General features: G+C 72.1%; 24 protein-coding genes and 1 pseudogene. 11 read left to right on the forward strand and 14 right to left on the reverse strand.

The window, feature by feature from the left end; genetic code table 11:
* Positions 1 to 314: 314 nt before the first annotated feature.
* Genes ACFYO8_RS21915 through ACFYO8_RS21925 form a run of 3 tightly spaced genes read left to right on the forward strand, consistent with a single transcriptional unit; the run spans position 315 to position 3,673 of the window.
* On the forward strand, positions 315 to 1,913 hold the full coding sequence (locus ACFYO8_RS21915) for a restriction endonuclease (RefSeq protein WP_387257462.1): 1,599 nt from the start codon (positions 315 to 317) through the stop codon (positions 1,911 to 1,913).
* Positions 1,914 to 1,949: 36 nt separating this feature from the next.
* The gene (locus tag ACFYO8_RS21920) at positions 1,950 to 2,600 is read left to right on the forward strand and encodes a DUF4433 domain-containing protein (protein WP_387257463.1); all 651 of its coding nucleotides are present in this window, start codon (positions 1,950 to 1,952) and stop codon (positions 2,598 to 2,600) included.
* Positions 2,597 to 3,673: a macro domain-containing protein gene (locus ACFYO8_RS21925; protein WP_387257465.1), complete on the forward strand. Its 1,077-nt coding sequence runs from the start codon at positions 2,597 to 2,599 to the stop codon at positions 3,671 to 3,673. Before ACFYO8_RS21920 ends, ACFYO8_RS21925 begins: the two co-directional genes overlap by 4 nt.
* 61 nt (positions 3,674 to 3,734) lie before the next feature.
* On the opposite strand, the gene ACFYO8_RS21930 is transcribed toward ACFYO8_RS21925, so the two are convergent.
* Positions 3,735 to 5,894 carry an MMPL family transporter gene (locus ACFYO8_RS21930; RefSeq protein WP_387257467.1) on the reverse strand — a complete coding sequence of 720 codons (2,160 nt, stop codon included), beginning with the start codon at positions 5,892 to 5,894 and terminating at the stop codon, positions 3,735 to 3,737.
* Positions 5,895 to 6,026: 132 nt separating this feature from the next.
* Between ACFYO8_RS21930 and ACFYO8_RS21935 the strand changes: the two genes are divergently transcribed.
* Genes ACFYO8_RS21935 through ACFYO8_RS21945 form a run of 3 tightly spaced genes read left to right on the forward strand, consistent with a single transcriptional unit; the run spans position 6,027 to position 7,501 of the window.
* Positions 6,027 to 6,335: a hypothetical protein gene (locus tag ACFYO8_RS21935; protein WP_387257469.1), complete on the forward strand. Its 309-nt coding sequence runs from the start codon at positions 6,027 to 6,029 to the stop codon at positions 6,333 to 6,335.
* Positions 6,336 to 6,369: 34 nt separating this feature from the next.
* Positions 6,370 to 6,735 carry a VOC family protein gene (locus ACFYO8_RS21940; protein WP_354865230.1) on the forward strand — a complete coding sequence of 122 codons (366 nt, stop codon included), beginning with the start codon at positions 6,370 to 6,372 and terminating at the stop codon, positions 6,733 to 6,735.
* 31 nt (positions 6,736 to 6,766) lie between these two features.
* Positions 6,767 to 7,501, forward strand: a complete 735-nt coding sequence (locus tag ACFYO8_RS21945; protein ID WP_354865228.1) for a DUF2071 domain-containing protein — start codon at positions 6,767 to 6,769, stop codon at positions 7,499 to 7,501.
* A 40-nt stretch (positions 7,502 to 7,541) separates the two neighbouring features.
* On the opposite strand, the gene yidD is transcribed toward ACFYO8_RS21945, so the two are convergent.
* A complete protein-coding gene (gene yidD, locus ACFYO8_RS21950) occupies positions 7,542 to 7,925 on the reverse strand; it encodes a membrane protein insertion efficiency factor YidD (protein ID WP_354865226.1) in 384 nt (127 codons plus the stop codon).
* A 102-nt stretch (positions 7,926 to 8,027) separates the two neighbouring features.
* Here yidD and ACFYO8_RS21955 point away from each other — a divergent pair, with 102 nt between their 5' ends.
* On the forward strand, positions 8,028 to 8,888 hold the full coding sequence (locus tag ACFYO8_RS21955) for an AraC family transcriptional regulator (RefSeq protein ID WP_354865224.1): 861 nt from the start codon (positions 8,028 to 8,030) through the stop codon (positions 8,886 to 8,888).
* Here ACFYO8_RS21955 and ACFYO8_RS21960 read toward each other — a convergent pair.
* Entirely contained in the window at positions 8,885 to 10,093 is a 1,209-nt protein-coding gene (locus tag ACFYO8_RS21960) for an aminoglycoside phosphotransferase family protein (RefSeq protein ID WP_354865222.1), read from the reverse strand. The two genes, ACFYO8_RS21955 and ACFYO8_RS21960, sit on opposite strands and share 4 nt — an antisense overlap.
* A 108-nt stretch (positions 10,094 to 10,201) precedes the next feature.
* Between ACFYO8_RS21960 and ACFYO8_RS21965 the strand changes: the two genes are divergently transcribed.
* The gene (locus ACFYO8_RS21965; RefSeq protein ID WP_354865220.1) at positions 10,202 to 10,771 is read left to right on the forward strand and encodes a hypothetical protein; all 570 of its coding nucleotides are present in this window, start codon (positions 10,202 to 10,204) and stop codon (positions 10,769 to 10,771) included.
* Between the two features lie 6 nt (positions 10,772 to 10,777).
* On the opposite strand, the gene ACFYO8_RS21970 is transcribed toward ACFYO8_RS21965, so the two are convergent.
* Positions 10,778 to 11,932, reverse strand: a complete 1,155-nt coding sequence (locus ACFYO8_RS21970) for a hypothetical protein (protein ID WP_354865218.1) — start codon at positions 11,930 to 11,932, stop codon at positions 10,778 to 10,780.
* A gap of 289 nt (positions 11,933 to 12,221) precedes the next feature.
* Between ACFYO8_RS21970 and ACFYO8_RS21975 the strand changes: the two genes are divergently transcribed.
* Both ACFYO8_RS21975 and ACFYO8_RS21980 read left to right on the forward strand, forming a co-directional pair.
* Positions 12,222 to 13,763: a gluconokinase gene (locus tag ACFYO8_RS21975; protein WP_354865216.1), complete on the forward strand. Its 1,542-nt coding sequence runs from the start codon at positions 12,222 to 12,224 to the stop codon at positions 13,761 to 13,763.
* Between the two features lie 22 nt (positions 13,764 to 13,785).
* Positions 13,786 to 15,296 (forward strand): annotated as a pseudogene (locus ACFYO8_RS21980) (SLC13 family permease).
* A 7-nt stretch (positions 15,297 to 15,303) separates the two neighbouring features.
* On the opposite strand, the gene ACFYO8_RS21985 reads toward ACFYO8_RS21980, so the two are convergent.
* From ACFYO8_RS21985 to ACFYO8_RS22005, 5 genes are all read right to left on the reverse strand, one after another.
* Positions 15,304 to 15,588 (reverse strand): putative quinol monooxygenase, encoded by a 285-nt coding sequence (locus ACFYO8_RS21985; RefSeq protein ID WP_387257471.1) that lies wholly within the window; start codon positions 15,586 to 15,588, stop codon positions 15,304 to 15,306.
* A gap of 26 nt (positions 15,589 to 15,614) precedes the next feature.
* Positions 15,615 to 16,373, reverse strand: a complete 759-nt coding sequence (locus tag ACFYO8_RS21990; protein WP_357706625.1) for a MerR family transcriptional regulator — start codon at positions 16,371 to 16,373, stop codon at positions 15,615 to 15,617.
* 108 nt (positions 16,374 to 16,481) lie between these two features.
* A complete protein-coding gene (locus tag ACFYO8_RS21995) occupies positions 16,482 to 17,114 on the reverse strand; it encodes a hypothetical protein (RefSeq protein ID WP_354865210.1) in 633 nt (210 codons plus the stop codon).
* Positions 17,115 to 17,243: 129 nt separating this feature from the next.
* Positions 17,244 to 19,523 carry a putative bifunctional diguanylate cyclase/phosphodiesterase gene (locus tag ACFYO8_RS22000; protein WP_387187306.1) on the reverse strand — a complete coding sequence of 760 codons (2,280 nt, stop codon included), beginning with the start codon at positions 19,521 to 19,523 and terminating at the stop codon, positions 17,244 to 17,246.
* Positions 19,524 to 19,653: 130 nt separating this feature from the next.
* Complete coding sequence (locus ACFYO8_RS22005) at positions 19,654 to 20,151, reverse strand: ArsR/SmtB family transcription factor (protein WP_387257472.1); 498 nt, start codon at positions 20,149 to 20,151, stop codon at positions 19,654 to 19,656.
* A 78-nt stretch (positions 20,152 to 20,229) separates the two neighbouring features.
* Here ACFYO8_RS22005 and ACFYO8_RS22010 point away from each other — a divergent pair, with 78 nt between their 5' ends.
* Complete coding sequence (locus ACFYO8_RS22010) at positions 20,230 to 21,183, forward strand: S41 family peptidase (protein WP_355093644.1); 954 nt, start codon at positions 20,230 to 20,232, stop codon at positions 21,181 to 21,183.
* Between the two features lie 10 nt (positions 21,184 to 21,193).
* On the opposite strand, the gene ACFYO8_RS22015 is transcribed toward ACFYO8_RS22010, so the two are convergent.
* From ACFYO8_RS22015 to ACFYO8_RS22035, 5 genes are all read right to left on the reverse strand, one after another.
* Positions 21,194 to 22,699: a hypothetical protein gene (locus ACFYO8_RS22015; protein ID WP_357706621.1), complete on the reverse strand. Its 1,506-nt coding sequence runs from the start codon at positions 22,697 to 22,699 to the stop codon at positions 21,194 to 21,196.
* Positions 22,696 to 23,766 carry a hypothetical protein gene (locus tag ACFYO8_RS22020; RefSeq protein ID WP_354865202.1) on the reverse strand — a complete coding sequence of 357 codons (1,071 nt, stop codon included), beginning with the start codon at positions 23,764 to 23,766 and terminating at the stop codon, positions 22,696 to 22,698. Before ACFYO8_RS22020 ends, ACFYO8_RS22015 begins: the two co-directional genes overlap by 4 nt.
* Before the next feature lie 218 nt (positions 23,767 to 23,984).
* Positions 23,985 to 24,218, reverse strand: coding sequence for a zinc-ribbon domain-containing protein (locus tag ACFYO8_RS22025; protein ID WP_355096129.1), 234 nt, complete (start codon positions 24,216 to 24,218; stop codon positions 23,985 to 23,987).
* Between the two features lie 85 nt (positions 24,219 to 24,303).
* Entirely contained in the window at positions 24,304 to 25,134 is an 831-nt protein-coding gene (locus ACFYO8_RS22030) for an SRPBCC family protein (protein WP_355096131.1), read from the reverse strand.
* A complete protein-coding gene (locus tag ACFYO8_RS22035; RefSeq protein WP_354865194.1) occupies positions 25,127 to 25,687 on the reverse strand; it encodes a helix-turn-helix domain-containing protein in 561 nt (186 codons plus the stop codon). The genes ACFYO8_RS22030 and ACFYO8_RS22035 overlap by 8 nt, the downstream gene beginning before the upstream one ends.
* Between the last annotated feature and the right edge of the window lie 34 nt (positions 25,688 to 25,721).

The following is a 25,721-nucleotide window of genomic DNA, read 5'->3' on the forward strand; positions in this document are numbered from 1 at the left end:
CGGGAGTCGACCGTGGACGTCGAGTGGGAGAAATGTGCACCCTTTGCGCTGATCGGGCAGGTCGGAACCACGCAGACGCGAATGCCATCCCTTCCGCCGGAAGGGCACGCCGAGAGTCAGTAGACCGCCTCCGCCGAGCGATAGTCCGGGAAGGAGAATCTGTCTGAGATCTGACATGAGAATCAGGCGCACATGGACATTCGGTTTGGACTTGACCTTCCATGGCCGCCATTTCGACATTCGACAGAGACCGAGTGTCCTGCGCACTGGGTAAGGTGTCGATTCCGCACCCCTCCTGACACCAAGGAACGACTGTGGGCATTCTCAAGGAGATGCAGCGGGCGCACGCGCGGCAGGTGCGCGCCCAGAAGCAGGCTCAGGCCGCCGCCTACCGGCATCAGCAACAGATGCGCCGCGAGGCAGACCGCGCGATGAAGGCCGCTCAGCGCGCCAGCGCCGCGAACGAGCGCGAGAGAAAGCGACTTTACGGGGAAGCGCGCGCGGCGGAGGTAGTCGCCGATAACGCTGATCTACAGTCGCGCCTCGAAGAGTTGGACAACCTCCTCTCGGCAACGCTCGATGTCGACGACCACATCGACCTCCGCCGCCTGCGGCGGTCCGCGAAGCACCCGCCTTTCGACCCCGGGTCCCTCGGCACGCCCCTGGCTCCTCCGGACTGGCGACGCTTCGCTCCCCCCGCTCCAAGCGGGATCAGTAAGATCTTTGGTGGTCAAGCTCGCCACCAGCAGCAGATGGCGGCGGCACAGCAGTCATTCGCGCAGGCTCAGACGCAACACGCGGCGGCCGAGGCCGATCGGCAGCGCCGACTGTCTGCCGCACACCATAAATATCAGCAGCACTGCGCGAAGGTCGACGCAGAAGTCAATGCGCACAACGCGGAGATCGAGCGCTTCGCGACGGCCCTCGCCGCCGCCGAGCCCGAGCCCGTGGTCGAATACTTCGGCATGGTGCTTGGCAACTCCGTTTACCCCGACGATTTCCCCCAGCACTACCGCCTCGCCTACGTGCCGGAGTCTCGGCAGTTGGTGGTCGAGTACCACCTGCCAACGCTGGACGTGATCCCTGCGGTCCGCGAATATCGGTACATCAAGTCTCGCGACGAGATCACCACTGCCGCCCGCCCAGCTAAGGAGATCAAGGAACGGTACGCGAGTCTCGTCGCCCAGGTCACGTTGCGGACGGTGCACGAATTGTTCGAGGCGGACCGCTCCGGGCTGGTGGAGACGGTGGTGTTCAACGGGATCGTCGACACGACCGACCCTCGGACCGGCGCGTCCGTCCAGCCCTGCCTCGTCACGCTTCGGACCACCCGAGACGTGTTCAGTGCGCTGAACCTGAAGCTGGTCGAGCCGCTGGCCTGCCTGCAACACCTCAACGCCTCGGTTTCCAAGCGTCCGGCGGAGCTGGCTCCGGTGCGGCCGGTGTTGGAGTTCGACATGGTCGACAAGCGCTTCGTCGACGAGGTCGACGTACTTGCCGATCTTGACCAGCGACCGAACCTGCTCAAGCTCAGTCCGACCGAGTTCGAGAGCCTGATCCAGAACCTTTTCGGCAGGATGGGCCTAGACACCAAGCAGACCAGGCCGTCCCGCGACGGTGGCGTCGACTGCGTCGCCTTCGACCCCCGACCCATCTTCGGTGGCAAGGTGGTCATCCAGGCCAAGCGTTACCGCCACGCGGTGGATGTCTCCGCTGTCCGCGACCTGTTCGGCACCCTGCAGAACGAGGGCGCTTCCAAGGGGATCCTCGTCACCACCAGTGGCTACGGTCCGGCCTCGTACGAGTTCGCCTCCGGGAAGCCTCTGGAACTGATCGACGGTTCGAACCTGCTCTACCTGCTTGCCGAGCATGCGGAGGCGAAGGCCCGGATCGACCCTAGCGAACTGGATTGAGTGGTGAGCCGTAGCACACCTGAACGTGCGCGAATCATGCACTTCACGCACATCGCCAACCTACCGAACATCCTTGCCGCCGGTCGGCTGCTCGCCGACAGCGCCGTTGGTGCTCAGTTGAGGACCGACGTCGGAGCAGTCGGCATTAAGGCGAGCCGTCGGGTGCGGCCGGTCACCTGTCCCCCGGGCGGATTTGTCGCGGACTACGTGCCGTTCTACTTCGCCCCCCGCTCGCCGATGATGTATCGGATCTCCTGCGAACATCGAGACGGGAAGGCAGGTTGCTACCCAGGTGGGGACGATCCACTCGTCTACCTGGTGAGCTCAATTGACCGGGTGCAGGGAGCGGGGCTGCGTTGGGTAGCGAGTGACGGCAACTGCGCCGCGGGAGTCACCGCCTTCTCCAGGAACGTCGACGACCTGGGCGAACTGGTGGACTGGCCGTTGATGGGAGCGACGTACTGGAACAACGTGCCGGAAGACCCCGACCGCGTCCGACGCCGGATGGCCGAGTTACTGGTACACCGCGAATTTCCTGTCAACCTGATCACCGGTTACGTCGTCCGGACCGATGAGCGAAAGGCACAGCTGGGGCACGTGCTCCACTCTGCTGGCATCATCGACGCGTACGTTGATGTCAGACAGCACTGGTACTACGGATACCAACGAGGGGAGGTGCGTGAGTGATCGTCATCAGCCATGGCAACCTGCTGACCGCCGATGCCGAAGCCCTCGTGAACACGGTCAACACGGTGGGCGTCATGGGCAAGGGCATCGCCCTCCAGTTCAAGCGCGCCTACCCGGCCAACTACACCGCCTACCGAGCCGCATGCGCAGCTCAAGAGGTCAAACTAGGCGAAATGTTCGTTTTCGACTCGGCTCGCCTTGGCCCACGGCGATACGTAATCAACTTCCCCACCAAGAGCCACTGGCGGGCCGACTCGCGCATCGAGGACATCCGCTCCGGGCTGACGGATCTGGTCCGCGTGGTACGCCAGACGGGGATCACGTCCGTAGCGGTGCCGGCACTGGGCTGTGGCAACGGTGGCCTCGACTGGGGCGAGGTTCAGCCCATGATCGAGGAGGCATTTTCCGAACTCCCCGAGGTCCGGGTGCTGCTGTTCCCTCCCGAAGGCGCCCCCGATCCCGGTGACATGCCGGTTGCCACGGAGAAACCCAGGCTCACTCCTGGCCGAGCCACGCTGCTGCGCGCGATCGAGCGCTACGTCGATCGCGCCCGCGCACTGGAACCGCGCGACGGGGTCACCGTCCTGGAGATCCAGAAGATCGCATACTTCCTTCAGGTTCTCGGGCAGCCCCTCCGCCTCCAGTTCACCCGCGGGCGTTACGGCCCCTACGCGGAGAACCTGAACCGCGTCCTCGACCGGATCGAGGGGCACTACCTCACCGGGTTCGGCGACCGGTCCGCCCGAGTCCAGGAGCTTCAGCCGGTCCGCCTGGTCGACAGCGCGGCCGACGACGTCGCCGCGTGGTTTGCCGCACGTCCCGCACCGGACGCGCTGCTGGACCGTTTCGCACGGCTTGTCGACGGTTTCGAGGCGCCGTACAGCCTCGAACTGTTGGCGACTGTGCACTACGCCGCCGAACTGCACCCTCCGGCCACCGACGTCGATGTGCTGGTCGATCGGGTGCGAACGTGGAGCGGGCGCAAGGCCCGGCTCTTCACGTCCGCCCACATCCGGATGGCCTACGGCCGCCTCCAGGACGTTGGGCTGCTGCCGAGCCCGGCACGAACCTGAGGCCCTCTGCGCCACCATCTGTAGTAGTTCTCCACCTCGTCCAGGAGGTGACGTGCGGCCGTCAGACCGGGGCGGCGTCCGCCGTCTCGGGTGCCGCGTGCCGGCCGCCACCGCTTCGCCGCTCGTCGCCGTGCCCCGGCCACCACGCCTTGTGGCCGATCAGCCCGGTCAGCGCCGGTACGAAGAACATCGACATGACGAACGCGGCGAGCACGATCCCGATCGCCACCGCGAAGCCCATCTGCTGGAGGAACGAGATCGGCGCGAGCATCAGCACGCCGAACGTGCCGGCCAGGATCAGCCCGGCCGCGGCGACTGTCGGGCCGGCGTGTTCCACCCCGATCGCGGCGGCCCGGTGCGGTTCGTGGCCCTCGCGCGCCTCCTCGCGTAGTCGGGCGATCATCAGGATGTTGTAGTCGGTGCCGATCGCCACCACGAACAGGTAGAGGATGATCGGTAGCTGGAACGTCACGCCCGGGTTGCCCTGGAGCCCTTGGAACACGTAGACGGTCGCGCCCAGGGTGGCGGCGAAGTTGAGCAGCACCGCGACGACCAGGTAGATCGGCGCGACGAGGCTGCGCAGCAGCAGCGCCAAGATGATCGCGATCAGGAGGGCGGCGACCGGGAGGATCACCGACAGGTCCCTGTTGTTCGCCGAGTTGATGTCCGCGAAGATCGCCGTGGCGCCGCCGACCAGCGCCCTGGTGCCCGGCGGAGCCGCCTCGTGCACCGCGTCCCGCAGGTCGTCGCGCACGAGCGTGATCGCCTCGTTGGACATCGGGTTCTCGTCCAGCAGCAGGTTGATCCGGACGACGCTCGGGTCGGTGGTGCTGCGCTCCGGCGGCTGCGCCTGCCCGACGCCGGGAGCGCGTGCCGCCGCGGCGGCGAAGTCGTTCACCTGCTGTTCGCTGAGCGGGGTGCCGTTGCCGGTGGTCAGGTAGACCTCGGTGGGCGCGAGCGCACCGGCGGCGAAGCCGCGCTGGAGGTCCTTGGCGGCCCGCGCCGACTCGGTGTCCTGCGGGAATCCGGCGCCGAAGTCGTAGTCGGCCTTGTAGCCGAGCACCCCGGCGGCGAGCGCGACGAGCAGCGCGCCGGAGGCCGCGGCGACGACGGCCGGGCGGCGGCCGACGGCGGCGCCGAGCCGCCGGGACAGGGTCGCCTTCGGTACGCGCTGCCACGCCTTCGACGGCCAGAACACCCACCGGCCGAGCAGCGACACGAGCGCCGGGATCAGGGTCAGCGAGGTCACGAGCATGACGCCGACGGCGATGGCGAGCGCCGGGCCGAGCGAGCCGAAGAAGCCGAGCGAGGCGAGCAGCAGCACCAGGAACGCCACGATCACCGCGCCGGCGGCGGACGTGATGACCTCCCCGACCCGCTGCACCGTGACGACCATCGCGGTGCGCTTGTCGTCACCGGCGCGCAGCCGCTCCCGGTAGCGGAACAGCAGGAACAGGATGTAGTCGGTGCCGATGCCGAACAGCACGATCAGCAGGATGGTCTGCAGGTCCTGGCTGACGTTGAGGTCGAACGCCTTGCCGGCGGCGGCGACCAGCCCGGTGGTGACGGTCATGACGACGCTGATGACCACCACGGGCAGCAGCGCGGCGATCGGGCTGCGGAAGATGATCAATATCAGCCCGATGATGAGGACGATGGTGGCGACACCGACGACGGCGAACGCCTCGTTGAACGTGTTCTCGTTGTCGACGAAGCTCGCCACGTCGCCGGCCACCCCCGCGGTCAGGCCGCTGCCGGCCAGGTCCGGCCCGAGGGCGGTGCGCAGAGCGCGTACGGCGTCGAGCAGGCCCGGGTCGTCCGGGCTGTCGGCGTCGAGACCGACGGTGACCACCTGCACCGACCTGTCCGGCGCGACGGCCTGCGGGCCGGTCAGGTAGCCGGAGGTCTGCGGAATGTTCCGGGCCTTGAGGGCGGCGGCGAACTGCCCCACGCGCGCCTCGTCGGCCGGGGTCAGCGGCTTGCCGTCGCTGCGCTTCACCACGACGGTGGCGGTGGCGGTCGCCGCCTGCGGGAACGACTTCTCGGCCAGCTCGGTGGCCTGCACCGATTCGTAGGAGCGCGGCAGGAAGCTCTCCTGGTCGGCGGAGGTGATGTCGCTCAGTGACGGGCTCGCGGCGATGATCGCGATCGCGGCGACGACCCAGCCACCGATCACCCACCACGCCTTGCCCACGACGAATCTGCCCAGGCGCTCGAACATCGTTTCCCCCGTGTGTTCGGCTGTGTCACGCCCGATACTACGCTGAGTGAGCGATCCCTTTCGGACGGCTCGCGGACTTTCGTCGATGATCCGGACGGCGCACGGTCGGCTGATGAGCATGCGGCTGCCCGGGTGGCCGAGCCGGTCTCCGTCCCACCGGGCGACTACGGCAGCGACGCCGCGACGTTCGCCTGGGTGGCGACCGTACGGGCGCCCACGGCAGGGCTGTGGACGCTGAACTGCCGCACGGACGACCCGGAGGCGTCCTACGTGGTGGGTGACGTGCCGGAGATCCGGGGCGCGGTGGGCTCCCTGATCCACTGGCCGGCAGGCGTGATCGGGCTGCTCGGCGCGGTGCCCGGCCTGCTGATCGTCGCGGACACCGCGCGGCGACGGCGCGCGCCACTCACCACCGGCGGAAGTGTCGTAGACGGCTCGTAGCCTGGCGCGGTCATCGACGACCCCGGGAGGCGACGTGCTCGATCACCTGTCCATAGCGGTACGCGACCTGGCGGCCAGCGGCGCCTTCTACGACGCCGTGCTCGCCCCGCTGGGTGCGCGGCGGCTCATGGAGCCCGGCCCGATCGGCTACGGTGTCGACGCGCCCGACTTCTGGGTCGAGCCCGCGCCGTCAGGTGCCATGCCGGTGCCTGTGCACATCGCGTTCACCGCCGCCGACCGTGCCACCGTGCGGGCGTTCCACGACGCGGCTGTCGCGGCCGGCGCGGAGGTGCTGCACGCGCCGAAGGAGTGGCCGGAATACCACGCCACCTACTACGGCGCGTTCGTCCGCGACCCGGACGGCAACAACGTCGAGGCGGTTTGCCACCGCCCGGAGTGAGTCGCTTGCGTCCGGGAGGCAGGATGAGCCGGTGGAGATCGAACCGGTCGAACACGCTCCGGTACGCGCCATCCGCCGGGCCTGGTTGGCCCAGCGCTGGCACGACCTCACCTTCCTGCACTGGGCGGTCCCGCCGGAACGGGTGGCGCCGCTGCTGCCCGCCGGCACCCGGCCCGACACGTTCGACGGGCTCACCTACGTCGGGCTGATCGGGTTCCAGATGGTCGGGGTGGGTCTCGGCCGCGGCCCGGGTGTGCCCTACTTCGGCACGTTCTGGGAGACGAACGTGCGGCTCTACTCGGTCGACGGCTCGGGGCGGCGGGCTGTCGTGTTCCGCTCGCTCGACGCGTCCCGGCTGGTGCCGGTGCTGGTGGCCCAGTTGAGCCTGCGCCTGCCGTACAAGTGGTCGGCGATGCGGCTGGACCGCTCCGGTGACACGCTCACCTACCGTTGCCGTCGCCGCTGGCCCGGCCCGGCGGGCGCGACCAGCCGGATGGCGGTACGCGTTGGTGCGCCGATCCCCGAACCGACGCCGCTGGAGCACTTCCTCACCGCCCGCTGGGGTCTGCACACCCGCGCGTACGGCCGCACCCGCCACGTGCCGAACTGGCACCCGCAGTGGCCGCTGCACCGCGCCGAGCTGCTGCACCTGGACGACGAACTGATCACCGCCGCCGGCCTGCCCGCGCCGGACGGGCCGCCGATGAGCGTGCTCTACTCCCCCGGCGTCCCGGTCGTCTTCGGCGGCCCCACCTCGGCCGGCTGACCGGCCGGCGCGCGAGGCGGACCGGCGAGGACGGGCGGCGTCAGCGCACCGGATCGTGGGTGCCGTGCGGTACGTCGTGGCGGCACCGGCGGACCCGGTCGGCGGCCATCTGACCGCCCACCGCCAGCCCGTACCGCTCCACGGCGGCGAGCCCGTACGCGCTGCACGTGGGCGTGTAGCGACAGGTTCCCGGCCAGCGGTGCGACAGCCAGCGCCGGTAACCGAGGATGGCGGCCCGGCCGGCCCGGTCCACGGCGGGCCGCCGGACGACGCCCGCCGTCACCGAGCCGAGGGTGAGCAGGGTCGAGAAGATGCCCAGGTCGCAGCAGGTCAGCGCTTCACAGTCGAACGCGTCGCAGTCACAGCCGCGGTTCTTCTTCTTGTGGTGTCGCCTCCGGAAGATCACCACGTCATGATGCGACACCCTCGCCAGTGTCGATGAGGCGACCGGACCGGGTCCGGTCTGATCGGGTCGGCGGGCGGCCGGGAACCTAGCGTCGACGGCGTCACCAGGAGGGAAGAACGGGTGCTGGATCGGCTCAACGCCGCGCTGGAACACCTCGAACAGCGGCTCGACCAGCCGCTCGACGTGGCCGCGCTGGCCCGGATCGCGGGCGTGTCGGAGCACCACTTCGGCCGGCTGTTCTCGGCACTGGCCGGGTTGCCGCTGTCGGAGTACGTGCGCCGTCGCCGGTTGACCCTTGCGGGCGCGGACGTGCTCGCCGGCCGGGAGTCGCTGCTCGACGTGGCGGTCCGCTGGGGGTACGGCTCGAACGAGGCGTTCGCCCGCGCGTTCCGGGCCGTGCACGGCGTCGGGCCGACGCAGGCCCGGCAGGCCGGGGCGGTGCTACGGTCCCAGCCCCGGCTGTCCTTCCGGCTCGTCGTCGAAGGGAACACCAGCATGGACTACCGGATCGTGACCAAGGACGCCTTCCGGCTCGCCGGATTGACGGCGCGGGTGCCGCTCGTGCACGAGGGGATGAACCCGCACATCGTGGCGTTCGTCAGGGGCATCGACCCGGCCACCGTCCGCCGCATCGAGGCGCTGTCCGACCAGGAGCCGCGCGGAATCGTCAACGTCAGCACCGAGCTGACCGGTGCCCGAGACGAGGGCGCCGAGTTGGACTACTGGTACGCGGCGGTCACCGGCGCGGACGTGCCGGACGACCTGCGCAGCCTGCCGGTCGAGGCCGGTGACTGGGCCGTGTTCTCCAGTTCCGGGGCGTTCCCGGTGGCGGTGCAGCATCTGTGGCGGGCCGTGTTCACGTCTTGGTTCCCGGCCAACCCGTACGAGGTCCGTCCGGGTCCGGAGATCTCGCGGGTGCGGGTCGCCGAGGACGGCGGTACCGCCGACGCGGAGCTGTGGATTCCGGTCCGCCGCGTCTAGGATCCCGCCGCCACTCGCGCCAGCGCGGCCGGCACGTCGTGTACGTGGTACGGGTACTCGCTCGGCTCGATGGCGGCGAGGAACATCGCGTACACGGCGGCCAGTCGCAGCGGCGCGACCGGCCGCAGCAGGTCGACGGCCCGGTGCGGGTCGCTGCCGGGCACGTCGGTCCGCCACCGCCGCGCCCACGCGTCGATCAGCCGGGCGGCGGCGTCCGCGTCGACGTCCTCGGTGAGGCGCAGGATGTCGAAGGCGGGGTGGCCGACGAACGAGTCCGCCCAGTCGATCACCACCCGACGCTGACCGTCGCCGCGCACGTTGCCGGGGTGCAGGTCGCCGTGCACGAGCGTGTCCGGCAGGCCGCAGTCGCCTACCCGCCGCAACCGCCGGTCGAGCCCGTCGAGCAGGCCGCGTGCGGCCGACACGTCGTGCCCGGCGAGCCGTTCCCGGATCCAGCCCGCCAACCGCGTCCCGCGCAGGTCGGGCACACCTGCCGCGACCAACTCGCCGACGACCCCGCACGCCCGCAGTTGCACCAGGTGATGCCCGTCCGCGATGGCTGCCCGCTCCCCCTCCCCGGCCCCGTACCGGTCCTCCCCCGGCACGTCCGCCAGCAGCATCCGCCCCTCCCCGTCGGCGGCGAGCACCGTCGGCCCGTTGATCAAGGAGTTCGGGTCACCAGGGAAATCGGCGCCGGCACCAACTCCTTGATCACCGGGGAAGGCCAGGACCGTGGGCTCGTGGCGGGCGAAAGGAGGGAGCTGCTTCAGCCACGCAGGGCCCTGGGGGGTGTCCAGGCGCCAGATGGCGGAGAGGTTCCAGGTGCGCTGCTGCGCCACCGCCGTCACCCGGCGGTCGAGCCGGCTCAGCTCGCCGGTCGCCCACGCGACGCTGTGGGCCGGTCCGCCGGCCTCCGCCCACTGCTGACGCAGCGGATGCGGCGCGAGGTCCACTGCCACCGGTTCCAGGGGTACGACGGGCGCATCGGCGGTCTGCGCCAGGTAGCGGACGTGGCCGCCCGGCGGCGCAGCGCGGTCGGAGTCGAGCAGCCGCAGCACCGCGACCTCCAGACCGTGGCGCTGCCGAACGGCGGCGACGATCGAGTCGACCTCCTGCCACCACGGCTCCGGTACGCCGAACGGCGGCAGCGCGCCGAGCGGGCGGCCGGCGGTGTCGAGCAGGACCAGCGTGACGGTGCGGGACACGGCCGGACGGTATCCGGGCACCCCTACGGGAGGCGAGCGGATTGATCCGGGCGGGGTGCGGGACGACTCCCCGATGTCCCGCGCACGGACGCCCGGAACGCTGAGTCGATGAGCCTTCTCGATTCCCGCACCCGTCCGTACCAGTGGTTACGCCCGGTCGCCGTGGCGTCGGCGGTGCTGCTGCTCGGCTACGGTCTGCTGCGCCTGCTCGACCGGCTGGACGGACACAGCGACAAGGGCGCTTGGGCCTGGAACACCGGGCACACCCTGTTCCTGCTCGGCGTGCTCGGTCTCGCCGCGCTGATCGTCGGGCTGCGCGGCCTGCTGCGTACCCGCTCGTCGCGGTTGCGGACGCTCGACGACGTGGCCGCGCCGGCCGGCCTGGTCGGCGCCGCCGCCTTCGTCTGGGTGATCCTCGGCGACCTGTTCCCGAGCTTCGCCGACGCGGTACGCACCCCCGGCCTGGTGTTGTTCGGCGGGCCGCTGCTGTTCGAGGTGGGCCTGCTGGTGCTGCTGTACCGGGCGGCGGCGGCCCGGCTGCTGCCGGTGTGGGCGCCGGTGCTGGTGCTGGCCGGGTTCCTGGCGATCGCGGTGAACCTGAACCTGCTGCCTGTGGGCGCCGCGCTGGTGCTGGCCGGGGTGCTGCCGCTGCGCGTCACACCCCGCCCGGTGGCCTGACCCCGGTCACCGCCGGACGGTACGGCGGAAACCCTGGTGGCCGGCGCACACGTCGCGCTGGCCACCGGTGCGGCTGATCGAGCCGTCGCGGCACTGCACCAGCCAGCCACGATCCGACCAGAACCCGGGCACGCACTCGAACCAGTCGCACACCCCGGCCGCCGGCCGGCGGATCCGCTGGCCGCCGCAGAAGTCGTACCCGAAGGGGTTCGCCGGGGCGCCGCAGCGGCGCTCGACCGGCGGCTGCGGCGTGCCGCGCGGCGGCGCGGGACGGGCGCGCGACGGCTCAGGGCTGGGCGTGGGGCGGACCTGGACGGCGGGCGCGACGTGGGGCGGCGGTGTCGTGCCGGTGGCCGCCGGGGTCGCGGCGACGGCCCGCTCGGAGCCGGCCCGGGTCGGCGGGTTGGACTCGACGAGCATCGCCGGCACGATCAGCGCGAGCGCCGCGCCGACCGCCACCGTGCGCCGGCCCCCGGGCACCAGCGCGGTGATCCGGGCCTGGGCGGGAGTGAGCACGCCGGGACGTTCGGGCCGCGCCGCGGTGTGCTCCGCGATCAGCTCGTCCAGCTCGGCCACGACGGCGCCGCGCTGCTCGATCGCGTCGGCGAACGCCAGCGTGAGCGTGAACCGGAAGTCGGCCACCGCGCCGGTGGGCAGCAGCAACCCGGAGGTACGCCGCCGGTCCAGCACCTGGATCAGGGTGACCGGTGCGCCGGGGTCGTGGGACAGGCCGGTCATCCGGCCGTACGCCCAGTCCCGCCGGCCGCGTCCGCCGAGCAGCACCAGCCGCCGGTTGGTGAGCACGGCGAGCCCGGCGTCGACCACCTTGACGCCCTCGGGGCGGCGCGGGCGGAGCACCGGCGGGTCGGGGTCGACTGTCAGTTCGGGGGCGGGCAGCACGGCGGTGTGCCGTACCTCGACCAGTTGCGCGGCCGGCAGTGTCCAGAAGACCACCTCGCCGGGGGCCAGCTCCATCGGCAGGCCGACGCCCGCCTGGGCCGAGCCGTGGAAGGACACCGCGAGCGTACGCAGGCGGCGCAGCTCGTCGTCGCGGCGTCGCCACGCCTCGTCGGCCGCGCGGAAGGCCCGCTGCCGCCGCTCGTTCTGCCGGTGCGCCCACCGGTACCGCCATGTGGAACCCGTCGAATCAGTCTTCGCCACGCCGACTCCTCCGCCGCGCGAGCCCACCAACCGGGGTGTCATTCATGTCAACGATTCGGCAGGGGTACGAAGACACGCGAAAGTCGCTAATTAGACCGATCGGCTGATTGACCTCCACAATCGGCGGAATCTCCCACGTCTTCTCACGTTCCGTGCCGCCGCCTCCCAGCGCTCCCGTTCCGACATGCGGGGGCGTGGACGCGTCCGTAACATCAGCCGCGACAACGGGGAACATCAGCCGCGACAACGGGGCAGAACGCGCGGCCCCGGGCGGTGAGGAGGTGCACCGGTGGGCGACCCGGCCGTCGTGGTGGGCGTGGACATCGGCACCACCAGCTCCAAGGCGGTCGCGTTCGACGCCTCCGGCCGGCAACTGGCCAGCCACTCGATCGGCTACCCGCTGGAGGAGCCGAACCCCGGCTGGGCCGAACAGGACCCGGAACTCATCCACCAGGCCGTGCTGGGCGTGATCCGCGCGGTCGTCGACGAACTGGCCGTCCCGGTGGCCGGGCTGTCGTTCAGCACCGCCATGCACAGCCTGATCGGGCTGGACGCCGCCGGCAACCCGCTCACCCCGTCGATCACCTGGGCCGACTCCCGGGCCAGCGCGCAGGCCGAGCGGCTGCGCGCCGCGCCGTCCGGGCTCGCCCTGCACCGGCGTACCGGCACCCCGGTGCATCCGATGGCGCCGCTGCCCAAGCTGGTCTGGTTCGCCGAGCAGGACCCGAAGCTGCACGAGCGGGTCGCGCACTGGGTCGGCATCAAGGATCTCGTGCTGCGGCGGCTCACCGGCGCGCTCGTCACCGACCACTCGGTCGCCTCGGCCACCGGGCTGATGGACATCCACCGGCTGGCCTGGGACGCCGAGGCGCTACGCCTCGCCGGCATCACCGAGGAGCGGCTCCCCCGGCTCGTACCCACCACGCACGTGCTGCCCGGGCTCACCCCGGAGGCGGCGCGGGCCACCGGGCTGCCCGCGCACACCCCGCTGGTGGTGGGCGCCGGAGACGGGCCGCTGGCGAACCTCGGGCTCGGCGCGGTACGGCCCGGCGTGGTGGCCTGCTCGATCGGCACCAGCGGCGCGATGCGGGTGATGGTGGAACGCCCGAGCGTGGACCCGCTCGGCGGTGTGTTCTGCTACGCGCTCACCGAGGACCGCTGGGTGGTCGGCGGCGCCATAAACAACGGCGGGATCGTCCTCCAGTGGGCGAACGACGCGCTCGCCCCGGAACTGGGTGAGCACGCGGAGGAGGAACTGCTCGACCTGGCCGCCCAGGCGCCGGTCGGCTCCGGCGGGCTGATCATGCTGCCGTACCTGCTGAGCGAGCGGGCGCCGCACTGGAACGCGCTGCCCCGCGGCGCGTACGTCGGGCTGACCCACGGCCACGGCCGGCCGCACCTGGTCCGGGCCGCGCTGGAAGGCGTCTGCCAGCAGCTCGCCCTGGTCCTCGCCTCGGTGCGGGCGGCCGGCAACGAGGTACGCGAGATCCGCGCCAGCGGCGGCTTCGCCCGAAGTCCACTGTGGCGGCAGATCCTCGCCGACGCGCTCGGCATGCCGGTACGGTTCCCCGCCGGGCACGAGGGTTCCGGCTTCGGGGCCGCGCTGCTGGGCATGCAGGCCCTCGGGCTGATCTCCTCGATCGAGGTCGCCGCCGATCTGGTCCGGATCGAGGAGACGGTCCACCCGGAACCGGCCTCCGCCGCCACGTACGCCGCACTGCTCCCGCTCTTCTCCGAGTTGTACGACGCGCTCGTGCCCACGTTCACGTCCCTGCGGCGGATGGCGCCCAGCCTGCCGCCGGAACCGCCACCCACCGCACCTCCCCGCTGACCGACCGAAGGGCGTGATAGCCGTGGTCACACTGCTCGCCGCCCCCGCGGAACCGCTCACGAACGCCGGTGACACCCAACTCGTCCTCGCCGCCCTGCTCGGCATCGCGGCGGTGGTGCTGCTGATCGCCTGGGGCAAGGTGCATCCGTTCCTGGCGCTGATCCTCGGCGCGGCGGTGCTCGGCGTGGTCGCCGCCGTACCGGTCGACAAGATCGTGACGTCGTTCAGTGGCGGCGTGGGGTCCACTGTGGGGGTGTGGGCCTGCTCATCGCGCTCGGCGCGATGATCGGCGGTCTGCTGGCCGAGTCCGGCGGCGCGGACGGCATCGTGGAACGGGTGGTCGGCCGGGTCTCCGACACCGCGCTGCCCTGGGCGATGGCCGGAGTGGCAGCGCTCATCGGCCTGCCACTGTTCTTCGAGGTCGGCGTGGTGCTGCTGGTGCCGATCGTGCTGCTCGTGTCGTTGCGGGTGAACGTGCCGCTGATGAAGATCGGCATTCCCGCGCTCGCCGGCCTGTCGGTGCTGCACGGCCTGGTGCCGCCGCACCCCGGCCCGCTGGTGGCGATCGACGCGCTCGGCGCCAACCTCGGTCAGACGCTCGCCCTGGGCCTGCTGGTGGCGATTCCCACCGTGATCATCGCCGGGCCGGTCTTCGGCAACCTCATCGCCCGGTACGTGCCGGCCACCGCCCCGGCCGAGCTGCTGCCGACCCGGCGTGACGCCGCCGACGACCGCAGCCCGACCCGGCCCGGCGACGGACGGCTCGACGCCGACGGCGACCTGGTCACCGACGACGACCTGGCCAACCCGGGCGCCGGACGGCCCGGCGGCGCGATCGACGAGCCGGCCGGGAAGCGGTCGCGCCGCTCCCCGGCGCTCTGGGCTGCGGTGGTGACGGTGCTGCTGCCGGTGGCGCTGATGCTGCTGCGGGCGATCGGCGAGCTGACCCTCGACGAGGGCACCACCGGCCGCAAGGCGCTGGACATCGTCGGCACACCGATCATCGCCCTGCTGGCCGGCGTCATCTTCGCCATGGTCTTCCTGGGCTACCGGTCCGGCTTCAGCCGTACTCAGGTCTCCGGTTTCCTCGGCGGCTCGCTGCCGCCGATCGCCGGCATCCTGCTGATCGTCGCCGCCGGTGGCGGTTTCAAGCAGGTGCTGGTCGACGCCGGCGTGGGCGACCTGGTCGCGAACGCCGCCGACGGCGCGAACCTCTCGCCGCTGCTGCTCGGCTGGCTGGTAGCGGTCGGCATCCGGGTCGCCACCGGCTCGGCCACCGTCGCCACCATCACCGCCGCCGGCATCGTCGCGCCGCTGGCCGACACGCTCGCCGACCCCGAGGTGGCGCTGCTGGCGCTGGCCGTCGGCTGCGGGTCGCTGTTCTTCTCCCACGTCAACGACGCCGGCTTCTGGCTGGTGAAGGAGTACTTCGGGTTGACCGTCGGGCAGACCATCAAGAGCTGGTCGGTGATGGAGACCATCATCTCGGTGGTCGGCTTCCTCGGCGTCCTGCTGCTCGACGTCTTCGTCTAGCGATGCCTCACGAAGCCTCGACGCCGGAGATGCGGAACTTGTGCACCTCGGCGCCGAGGACCTCCGTCACCTGATCGTCCTCCGGGCCGGAGCCCCGGAACGCCAGCAACTGCTCGTCGGACTCCCACCGTTGGTAGACGTTGATCCGGCCCGGCTCGACGAGGTCGGCGCTGACCGCGAAGTCGACGCAGCCGGGCGCGGCACGGGCCGCGCGGACGGCGGCCTCGCAGGACGCCAGGTAGGCGTCCCGCCGGGCCGGATCGACGTAGAGGGTGCCGGCGACGATGAACATGCCGGCCATCCTGCCACGGCCCCCGGTCAGGACCGGGTGATCGCGTTCGCGTGGATGGCCTCGTTCAGGTACGCGGCCATCCCGGGCCGCAGCGTCTCGAAGTACTCGGTGAACCGCGGGTCCGCCGCGTACATGTCGGCCAGGCCGGTGTGGATCTCGTACGAGCAGTCGTACCACCACTTGGTGATGAGCTGCCGGTGCTCCTCGGCCAGCGCCATCGCCTCCGGGCCGTCAGCGGGCGCGCGCGAGTCCATGAGCGCGACGAACCGCCGCCCCCAGTCCTCGTTCTCCGCCTTGTTGCGCAGCCAGTCCTCCTTCGAGTAGCGGCCCGCGCGCTCCTGCGACTGCCGGTACGCCTCGGTGTCGCCCCAGCGCTGCTCCGCCTCCTCGGCGTGCTCGTCCGGGTCGAAGTCACCGAACACCTCGAACCGCTCCTCCGGCGTCAACTGGATCCCCAACGTTCTCGCCTCCATCGCGTGTTCGATCGCCGCGACCATCTCCTGGAGCTTCCCGATCCGCCCGGACAGCAGCTCGTGCTGCCGGCGTAGGTGCGCCACCGGGTCGGCGTCCGGATCGTCCAGGATCTCGGCGATCTCCTCCAGTGGGAACCCCAGCTCGCGGTAGTACCGGATGAGCTGCAACCGGTCAAGGTCGGCCTCGTCGTAGCGGCGGTAGCCCGCCGGCGTGCGCCCGCTGGGCCGTAGCAGCCCGATCTCGTCGTAGTGGTGCAGCGTCCGGACCGTCACCCGGGCCGCCCGCGCCACCTGACCCACCGTGTACGCCATGGTTCCCTCCCTTCCACGACCAAGACTCCCGCCTCCCGCGACGTGAGGGTCAAGCCGGACAGCACGACGCCCCCGACCAGGATCGGCCGGGGGCGTCGTCGGTGCGGGTCAGCTGGTGACCTTCTCCTTCTCCGGGGCGGCGAAGGTCGCGTTCTTCGGGGTGCGGAAGGCGTGCACCAGACCGGCGGCCGAGAGCAGCAGGAGCAGGCCGGCGCCGAGGTACATGGCCAGGGCGCCCTGCTCGGCCTTGCGGCCGAACTCGCTGAAACCGTACGAGGTGAGCAGCAGGCCACGCAGCGTCTCGCCCTTGAACACGGTCTCCCGCTGTGCGCTCACCTCGGCGAGCTGCTTCTGCAGGTCGGCCAGGTTGGCGGCGTTGCTCTGCTCGGCCTGGGCCACCTGCTCACGCAGCGCGGTCTGCGGCTCGCCCAGGTCGGCGTAGGTCTTGCCACCGGCCATGTTCTGCAGGTGCAGGCCGATGTACTCGTTGGCGTAGCACTCGGCCTGCTTGCCGGTGGTCATCTTCTGGCCGGCGTACTCGCGCAGGCAGTCCGACTTCTTCTCCTCGTCGGACAGCTTGTCGGCCGGGGTGAAGCTGATGTGCTGCGCGCCGAGCTGGTCGCGTACGTAGTCGTTGGCGAAGTTGGCGTTCGTCGTCAGGACGACGCCGACGACGAGCAGCAGGACCGCCAAGCCGATTCCACCGATGCTGAACAGCAGGTCGAGCGTCCGTCGCTTCATATCAAACTCCCGTGTGGAGACGTCTTCGTCTGGCTAACGAGAAATATCATGACCTTGCGGCACCGCAGGTGGGCAGGGTCGAATCCCCTGTCCTGTCCGGGACCTTCGGCCCCTGTCGACCCGGGCCGGTCAGCGCCCGGCGCCGGCTCCGGACAACGCGGGAAGCAGGTCCGGCAGCGCGGCCGGACGGCCGTACCGCCAGCCCTGGCCCTGCCGGCAGCCGATCGCGGTGACGGCCGCGTGCTGCGCGACCGTCTCCACGCCCTCGGCCACCACGGCCAGGTCGAACGCGCCGGCCAGCCGGTTCACCATCTCCACGGTGGCGTACGCGCGGGCGTCCCCGGCGTCCAGCCGGGACACGAACGACCTGTCGATCTTCAGCTCGGTGGCCGGGATGCGGTGCAGATAACTCAGCGAGGAGTATCCGGTGCCGAAGTCGTCGATGGCGATGCGGATGCCCAGGTCGCGCAGCTGGGACAGCCGGTCCAGCACCGACTCGCTGCCCTCGATCAGGGCGGACTCGGTCAGTTCCAGGGTGAGGGCGCGCGGCGGCAGGCCGGCGGCGCCGACCGCACCGGTGACGGTGGCGATCAGGTCGGGCCGGCACAGGTGGGCGGCGGCGATGTTCACCGCGACCGTCACGTCCGGCGCGTGCTCGCGCCAGGTGGCCGCGGCCCGGCACGCCTCGTGGATGACCCACCTGTCGATGGCCACGATCAGCCCGGTCTCCTCGGCCAGCGGCAGGAACCGCGCCGGGGGCAGCACACCCAGCCGGGGGTGCCGCCAGCGCACCAGCGCCTCGGCGCTGCGTATCGTGCCGGTGTCCAGGTCGACGATGGGCTGGAACTCCATCAGCAACTGGCCCTCGTCGACCGCGCGACGCAGGTCGGCGATCAGTTCGGCCCGGCTGACCGCCGACTCGCGCAACTCCGGCGTGCACGTGCGGTACGCAGCCTTGCCCGCCGCCTTCGCCGCGTACATGGCGATGTCGGCGTCGCGGAGCAGGTCGGTGTGCGAGGTGTGCTGCGGCCCGTACTCGGCGATGCCGATGCTCGCCGACGGGTGGGCGCCGAGATCCTCCTCGCCGGGCAGCGGTTCCAGGGCGGCCAGCAGCCGGACCGCGAGCCGCTCGGGTGACACCTGGCGTTCCCCGGCCACCAGCACGGCGAACTCGTCGCCGCCGAGCCGGGCGATCATGCCGTCCGCGCCGACCGCGCCCCGCATGCGCTCCGCGGTGGCGGTCAGCAGCCGGTCCCCGGCGGCGTGCCCGAACCTGTCGTTCACCTGCTTGAAGCCGTCCAGGTCGAGCAGCACCACGGCGACCGGACCGCCCGCGCGCAACGCCCGCCGCAGCCGCCGGACGAACGTCAGCCGGTTGGGCAGGCCGGTCAACTGGTCGGAGTACGCGAGCCGGCGCAGCCGGCCGACCAGCCGCAGGTTCTCGTTCGCGGCCAGCCCCTGGCGCAGCGCCAGCACCCCGAGCAGGGCCATCATGCCGAGGAAGACGACCTGCGGGGTCTGCCCGCTGGGCTGCCGGGACAGCAGGACCGCGACGATCGCGCCGCCCACCGGCAGGTACGGCAGCGCGACCCGCCACCACGGCGGCAGCGGCGAGTCGACCAGGTCGTCCTCGCCGTCCTCGCCGTATGGAGGCGGATAGCGGGTGGCCAGGCCGACCAGCAGGTAGCTCAGCGGCCAGCACACGTCGACCGGGTGACCCGGCGTGTAGTCGCCGCGCGCGACGAGCGAGACGTAGACGGCGTCCGCACCGGACCGGATCGCCAGGCCCGCCCCGATCACGGTGAGCGCCCGCCACATCGACCGGCCCGGACCGGCGACCGCCACCAGGATGGTGAGCTGCATCAGGTCGAACATCGGGTAGAGCAGCCCGAACGTCCGCATCGGGTCGGCCAGCGCGGCGTCGGTGATCTGGTGGAACACCACCACCCAGCCGATCGGGATGAGGGCCAGCCCGACGATCACCCCGTCGAGCAGGGTGCGGGCCCGGCCGATCAGGCTGCGCGGGCCGGTGCGGGAGCAGAGCAGCGCGCCGGTGCCGGTGACGATGCCGGCGGCGAACAGGCCCGCCACCAGGGGCGTGTGGGGCAGGCCGAGCCCGCCGAGCCGTTCCACGGTCCACACCGCACGGCCGAGCGCGGCGAGGGCCATGGTGGCGGCGAGCAGTTCCCAGAACCGGCGCAACACGGCCGGCTGTCGTCGCGCCGCGCCGGCGCAGAGCACCGCCGCCCAGCTTGACACCCCCATCGCGCCGAGGTCGCTCACCAGTGCCGCGCCGGGCAGCCGGGCGGCCAGCCAGGCCATCTCGCCGAGTACGACGACAGCGGCCGCGACGAGTCCGACACGGCCGACGAGCGGATGACGGGCCGGCGCCGCGGCGGCGAGGCTCACGTCGTGCTGGGATACAACGATGCGCTCCGGCTCTCTTCCAGACGTGCACCCTCGGGCGACGAGGACCGGACGACGGACGGCGCAAGCCTAGCCAGCGCCGGGGACGGCCGCCAGAGTCGACGACTGTCGGTCAGCGGACCGCGGGCGGGTGCCGGTAGAGGGAGACCAGGACGCCGTAGCGCGCCTGTCCCGGTGGTGCCTCCTCCGTCTCGCCCACCAGTCCGTCCAGCATGGACCGCAGGCGCTCGGCCTGGGCCGGGGTGAGCCGCAGGTGCCGCAGGTGCACGAGCGGGTCGGGGTCACCGGCGAGTTCCTCGGCGTACGCGCCCAGCAGTGCCGCCGTGGCGCCCGCGTCGGTGTCGGTACCGACGAGCCGGCGGAACGTGCGTTCGTGGTAGCGCTCGGTGCCGCCCCGGACCTGGCGGCTGTGCGCCGGGCGGACCATGCCCGCCTCGGTCAGCACCGCGAGGTGATGGGCCACCGTGCCCTTCGCCGCGCCGAGACGGGCGGCGAGCTGGCTGAGCGTGGCGGGGCCGGCTCCGAGCGCGAACAGCAGCCGGTGCCGGAACGGGTGGGCCAGCGCCTTGAACTGGGCCGGCTCGCGGATCTCCAGCGGATCGTCGGTCACCGTCAAAGCGTCTAGTTCTCTTGACGCTTTTGTCAACCGGCTGCTCTACTTCTCACCTATCGCGAGAACGGGGAACCGATGGATCCAGAAGACGTCACCACCGTCGTCGAGCGTGCCGCCCGCCTGGTCGCCGACGAGTACGTCATTCCGGACGTCGCCGACCGGGTCGCCGGCCGCCTGCGCGAGCGACTGCGCGCCGGGGCGTACGCCATGGCCGGCGATCCCGCCACGCTCGGCGCGCTCGTCACCACCGACCTCCAGTCGGCGAACGGCGACCTGCACCTGCGGCTCAAGCACCACGAGCAGCCGCTGTCCGACAAGGCGGACGACCCGGCCGGGGAGCACTTCGCGCGCCTCTCCGCGCTCGGCATGGGCGGTGTGACCCGGGTGCAACGGCTGCCCGGCAACGTCGGGCTGCTGGAGATCCAGCCGTACGTGTTCCCGCCCGACCTGGCCGGCGACGCGCTGACCGCCGCGCTGCGGCTGCTCGCCGGCACCGACGCGCTCCTGCTCGACCTGCGGGGCACCGAGGGCGGCAGCCCGGACGGAGTGGCGCTGCTCTGCGGCTGGTTCTTCGCCGAGCCGACGCATCTGCACACCATGCACGAGCGCTCCGGCGCCACCCGCCAGTTCTGGAGCGCCGCCTGGCTGCCGGTCCCCCGGTACGCCCCGGACAAGCCGGTCCACGTGCTCACCGGTCCGGCCACGTTCTCCGGCGGCGAGGAACTGGCGTACGACCTTCAGCAGTTCGGCCGCGCCACAGTGGTCGGCGAGCCGACCCGGGGCGGCGCGCATCCCCGCATCGGGCACCGGCTGCACCCGCACCTGGAACTGACGGTGCCGGTGGCCCGGCCCGTGCACGCGGCGAGCGGCACCAACTGGGAGGGCTGCGGCGTCACCCCGGACGTGGAGACCCCGGCCGGCCGGGCGCACGACGTCGCGTACCGCAGGAGCCTGGAGGCGCTGCTGGCGGCGGACCCGGACCGGCCGACGGCGGACGAGGCGCGGACGGCTCTCGCCGCCCTGGGCTGAGCCGCGCGGGTCAGGACCAGTCCTCCGCCGGGGCCGGGTCCTGCGGCGCGGCGGCCGTGCCGGGCGGCCCGCCGTGCGTCCACGGCGTCTCCTCGGGCGCCGGGAACGCGCCGCCCGGCAGGAAGCCGTCGGACAGGCTGGTCAGGCAGAGCCGCTCGCCCACCTCCGGGACGCTGCCGGGCGGTGCGGTCAGCCCCCGGCCCATCCCGCCGGACAGTTCCAGCACCACCTCGGTCTTGCCGTCGCCACCGGGCGTCACGAACACGATCTTCGCCTTCTGCGCCGGGCGGGCCGGGGAGTACAGCGTCGCGCCCACCGGCATCGGCACCGGCTCGGTGGTGACCACCTGGATGCGGGGGCGCAGCACCGGCCGCCTGCCGGAGTCGTCCACCCGCGCCGGGTCGGCGAGCGTCACCTCGCCGACGAACGCCTCCCCGGACAGCCGGTGCTCGGCCATCACCAGCGGATCGTCGTAGGCGCGTTGCACCGCCCAGGCGGTCGACGCGCGTTCCAGTCGCTGCAACCGCAGCGCCGCCGCCACCGCGCCGTCACGGCGCGGCTGCGGGCCGCCCCCGGCGTCGACGTGCTCGGCGTGCGCGGTGAACGCGTCCCGGTCACCGGCCCACCGGCCGGTCACCCGGACGCCGGCCGGCAGCGCCCGCAACAGCCCGACGCCGCGCCACATCAGCTCCCAGGTGGGCGCCAGCTGGTCGCGCAGCAGGCCGGCAAGCTCGTCGTACGCTGCCGCGCGGGCCGCCGGGTCGTCCTCGGCCCGGGTGTACGCCTCGATCGCCGGGGCCAGTCTGCGGTTGTCGAAGTCCGGGTCGGTGGCCGGACCGGCCGGCGGGCAGCAGGCCGGGTCCTCGGCGCGGGCCGCCGCCTCGGCGCCGGTCAGCCCGTCCGGCGGGTCGAGCCAGCCGAGCACCGCCGGCAGGTGCAGGTCCTCCACGGTGCTCTGCCCGGTCGCCCAGTGCAGCGTGAGCGCGTCCGTGAGCGCCAGCAGCGCCGACGAGCCGGGCTGCTCGGCGCGCTCGGCGAAGAACGTCAGCCAGCGGCCGAGCAGCGGCACCGACTGGTGCACCGGATAGTCGCCGTCGGTACGGCGGAACCGGGTGGAACGCCCGAACAGCCGCAGGAACGTGATCCCGGCCGGGTTCGGCACCAGCAGTTGCGGCGCGTCGGCGTAGCGGTGGCGGACGTCGCGGCCCCGGTCGACCGGCACCGCCTCGGTCAGGTCGCGGAACTCGTCCAGGTAGGGCAGCACGATCGCGGCCAGCTCGGCGGCGAACGCGAACCGCTGGTCCCGGTTGCGCGGCTGCGGCACCACCAGCAGCCGGGCCTCGTCGGGTGCGGCGCCGACCATCGCAGCGAGCGGGGCGTTCGCCTCACCGGCCAGCGCGAGCGGCACCAGCACCAGCGGCCGCTCGGACAGGTGCAGGTGGCGGACGGTGGCCACCGGCTGGGCCCGCCCGGTGGCGACCGCCTGCGCCCGGGCGAGCGCGCGAAGCGTACTCATGTGGGGTGTCCGGCGAGGGCGTCGGCGCGCAGGCGCGCGGCGGCCCGCAGCAGGGCGGCGGCCTCCGCCTGCTCCGGCTCGGGAGCGGCGACGCCCTCGGCGAGCGCCAGCACGTCGGCGACCTCTTCGACGCCGCCCAGCGCCTCGCGGACCGGCCGGCCCAGCGCGCCGGTCTGCCCGCGCGCCTCGTGCCGGCAGAAGTACGCCAGCTCGCAGGCGGCCAGGCAGTCGGGTGCGTAGCGCGCGGGCACCTGGTGCAGCGCGGCGGCGAGCGTGGCCGGATCGGCCGCCGGGTCCACTGTGAACCCGGCCGGTACGGCGGCGAGCAGCTCCTCGACCCCTGCCATCCGGGCCAGTTGGCGGCGCAGCACCAGCAGTTGCCGGCGCACGTCGAGCAGGCTGGCCACCGGCTTGTTGGCGAAATCGCGCGGGCAGACCAGCACCACCTCGTGCGACACCAGCTCCGGGTCGCGTCCCTCGGCGGCGAGCAGTTCGCGCAGCGCCAGCACATAGACGGCGGACTGGATCGCGGCGGCGGCGACCTTGCCCGGGTCGGCCTGCCCGTCGATCACCGGGAACGACTTGATCTCCACGACGTGGAACCGGCCGGCCAGCCGGGCGGCGACCAGGTCCGGTTCCAGGTGCACCCGGGTGCCGGCCACGTCCAGGCCGAGCAGCGGATGGTCGAACAGCGCCGGACCGTCCCCGCTCGCGGTCAGTGCCGCCCGGGACCGCTCCGGCCGGTCGTCGTCGGCGCCGAGGTCGGTCCAGGTCGCCTCGGCCGGGACCGGTACGCCGAGGCGCTCCGCGACCAGGCGCAGCAACAGTGCTCCACCGTCGGCCTTGACCTGCGCCTCGAACGCGTTGCCCCGGGTGATCGCGAAGCGCGACTGCCCGAAGCGGGCCGGGAAGCCGAGCCGCTCGGCGAGCGCCGGCTTGTCCGCGCCGGCGCTGTCCAGCACCGCGCGGCGGGTGCAGCCGGGGTTGCCGGTCAGCGCGGCGATGGTACGGGCGTTGTGCCGCCGGGGCGGCCCACCACCCCGGATCTGCGCCAGCCGCTCCTCCACCCGATGAAGTGTAGGGACGGGCCCCTTGCCGGCACCGGGAGCCACCCGGTCAGCGGCCGGCGGAGCGGTTCCAGGGCGAGCGGGGCGACTGCGCGCCCGCCACCGGACGACGCCGGCGGCGGTGCCGGCGATTGGGGGTGCAGGGCGGACGCGCGGCGGTGTGCACCGGCGGGGTGACCGGCTGCCGGCCGATCAGCCAGCAGAGGAAACGGGTCACGTCAGCCGACCGGGAGGCGCTGGGCCTCGGCGCGGGAGATGTCGTACTCGGCGCCGCAGAACGTGCACTGCTGCGCGTACCGGGTGCGCACCGGGATCAGCGGCACGAAGAAGAGACTGAACTTGGTGGACCGGCGCGTGATCACCTGGGCGGCCTGATTGCCGCAGTTGCGGCAGACCGCGGTGACGACGCCGGACCGGACGACCTTGGTACGCAGCCCGAAGATGAAGAACATCGTCGCGCATTACCCAGCCGGGGTCCGTGTTAAAAGGGGGCCCCTCCTCTACCGGAGACGTGGAGAAGGGGCCTTCCTCACACCCTCAGGGGAGCCAGACCGGCTGCCAGTCCGGCACCTCGTGGAAGCGGCGCAGCTCGGCCCATCCGGCCATGTTGCCGCTCCAGGCCGCGTACGGCGGGTTGCCCTCGTCGAAGCCGGACTGCACGAACGTCAGCTTCGTCCTGCCGTCGGACTCCGCCAGCTCCCAGGAGGTCACGCCGACCGGTCCCCAGTCGATGGACAGCGCCCGCCCGGGCGTCACGTCGAACACCTTCGCGGCGTCACCGGCCTCGAGGCCGCCCATCGCGTACCGGCCGCCCTCCCAGGGCTCGACACCGACCGGGTAGCCGAACCAGGCGGTGACCTGCTCGGAGTCGGTGAGCGACGTCCACACCTTGTCCAGCGGAGCGTCGATGACCATCTCGCCGCGCAGGTCGGCGGAGGTGAAGTCGGTACGCGGCAGCAGCGGTCGCCCCTCCAGGTGGTCGTTGAGGTTGGCGATCGCCAGCGCCCAGTACGTCTGGAGCACGCCCCGGATGCTGCTGCCGCTCATCGCCTCCGCGTAGTCGAAGTGGCTCTGCCGCAGCGTGAGTATGGTGCCGTCGCCGTCGGGCTCCAGCTCGAACTCGGTGGTGGTCTCCACCCCGTCGAGCGTCCACGCGAAGCGCAGCGTCCGGTCGTCGACGTGCAGCAGCCGCTGGTGTGGCGCATCGCCCTCGGGTGTGTAGCGGCCCCAGAACTCGTACCGCCGGGGCAGCTCGACCTCGGCGTGCTCGGCCAGCCAGACGCGCAGCTCGGCGGGGTCGGTCAGGGCCCGGCGGACGGTCGCCACTCCGGCGGCGAGGCGGGCCCGGATGGTCATCGGCTCAGTCATGCGTGTCGCCTTTCGGGTAGCAGGCCACGGCGAGCTTGAAGGCGTCTCCCTCGGCGCCGCCGTAGCGCGTGAACAGGTCCCGCAGCGTCGTCTGCAGGTCGTGCAGGAACTCCTGCCGCCGCTCGGCGGGCACCCGGATCTCGCCGGAGACGCCGATGGACGGCAGTTCGGGGGCGGTGCGGTCGAGCGCGGCGATGTCGGCCTGGACCTCTTCCATGAGGTCGAGCAGGTAGCCCAGGCTCAGCTCGTCGCGGGCGCGGCGGTTGCCGCCGATGCGGCCGACCAGGCGGGGCGAGAGCCAGTACGACCGGGCGGCGGCCTGGTAGATGCCCTCGGTGATGCCGCGCACCTGCCGCTGGGCCACCTGCTCGGCCAGCCCGGCCGCGACGAGTTGCTTGACGTGGTAGTAGACGCGCTGCGGCGTCTGCTCCAGCCGGGCTGCGACCTCGGTGCAGGTGCGGGGCTCGGCCAGTTGCCGCAGCACTTCGATGCGCTGTGGCTTGAGCAGGATCTCGGCCTGCTCGCGCTGTTCCAGGTACAGGACGTCTCTCATGGCAAAATCAGTTTGTACGTACAAAACTTCCTTG

It is taken from the genome of Micromonospora sp. NPDC005257 (assembly GCF_042872445.1).
Classification (GTDB): Bacteria; Actinomycetota; Actinomycetes; order Mycobacteriales; family Micromonosporaceae; genus Micromonospora.

Bases quoted from the DNA above. Each gene is read 5' to 3' on its own strand.
- ACFYO8_RS21930 (WP_387257467.1), bottom strand. From the start codon at position 5,894: ATGTTCGAGCGCCTGGGCAGATTCGTCGTGGGCAAGGCGTGGTGGGTG.
- ACFYO8_RS22015 (WP_357706621.1), bottom strand. From the start codon at position 22,699: ATGAGTACGCTTCGCGCGCTCGCCCGGGCGCAGGCGGTCGCCACCGGG.
- ACFYO8_RS22010 (WP_355093644.1), top strand. From the start codon at position 20,230: ATGGATCCAGAAGACGTCACCACCGTCGTCGAGCGTGCCGCCCGCCTG.
- ACFYO8_RS21965 (WP_354865220.1), top strand. From the start codon at position 10,202: ATGAGCCTTCTCGATTCCCGCACCCGTCCGTACCAGTGGTTACGCCCG.
- ACFYO8_RS21920 (WP_387257463.1), top strand. From the start codon at position 1,950: ATGCACTTCACGCACATCGCCAACCTACCGAACATCCTTGCCGCCGGT.
- ACFYO8_RS21995 (WP_354865210.1), bottom strand. From the start codon at position 17,114: ATGAAGCGACGGACGCTCGACCTGCTGTTCAGCATCGGTGGAATCGGC.
- ACFYO8_RS21985 (WP_387257471.1), bottom strand. From the start codon at position 15,588: ATGTTCATCGTCGCCGGCACCCTCTACGTCGATCCGGCCCGGCGGGAC.
- ACFYO8_RS22030 (WP_355096131.1), bottom strand. From the start codon at position 25,134: ATGACTGAGCCGATGACCATCCGGGCCCGCCTCGCCGCCGGAGTGGCG.
- ACFYO8_RS22035 (WP_354865194.1), bottom strand. From the start codon at position 25,687: ATGAGAGACGTCCTGTACCTGGAACAGCGCGAGCAGGCCGAGATCCTG.
- ACFYO8_RS21990 (WP_357706625.1), bottom strand. From the start codon at position 16,373: ATGGCGTACACGGTGGGTCAGGTGGCGCGGGCGGCCCGGGTGACGGTC.
- ACFYO8_RS22025 (WP_355096129.1), bottom strand. From the start codon at position 24,218: ATGTTCTTCATCTTCGGGCTGCGTACCAAGGTCGTCCGGTCCGGCGTC.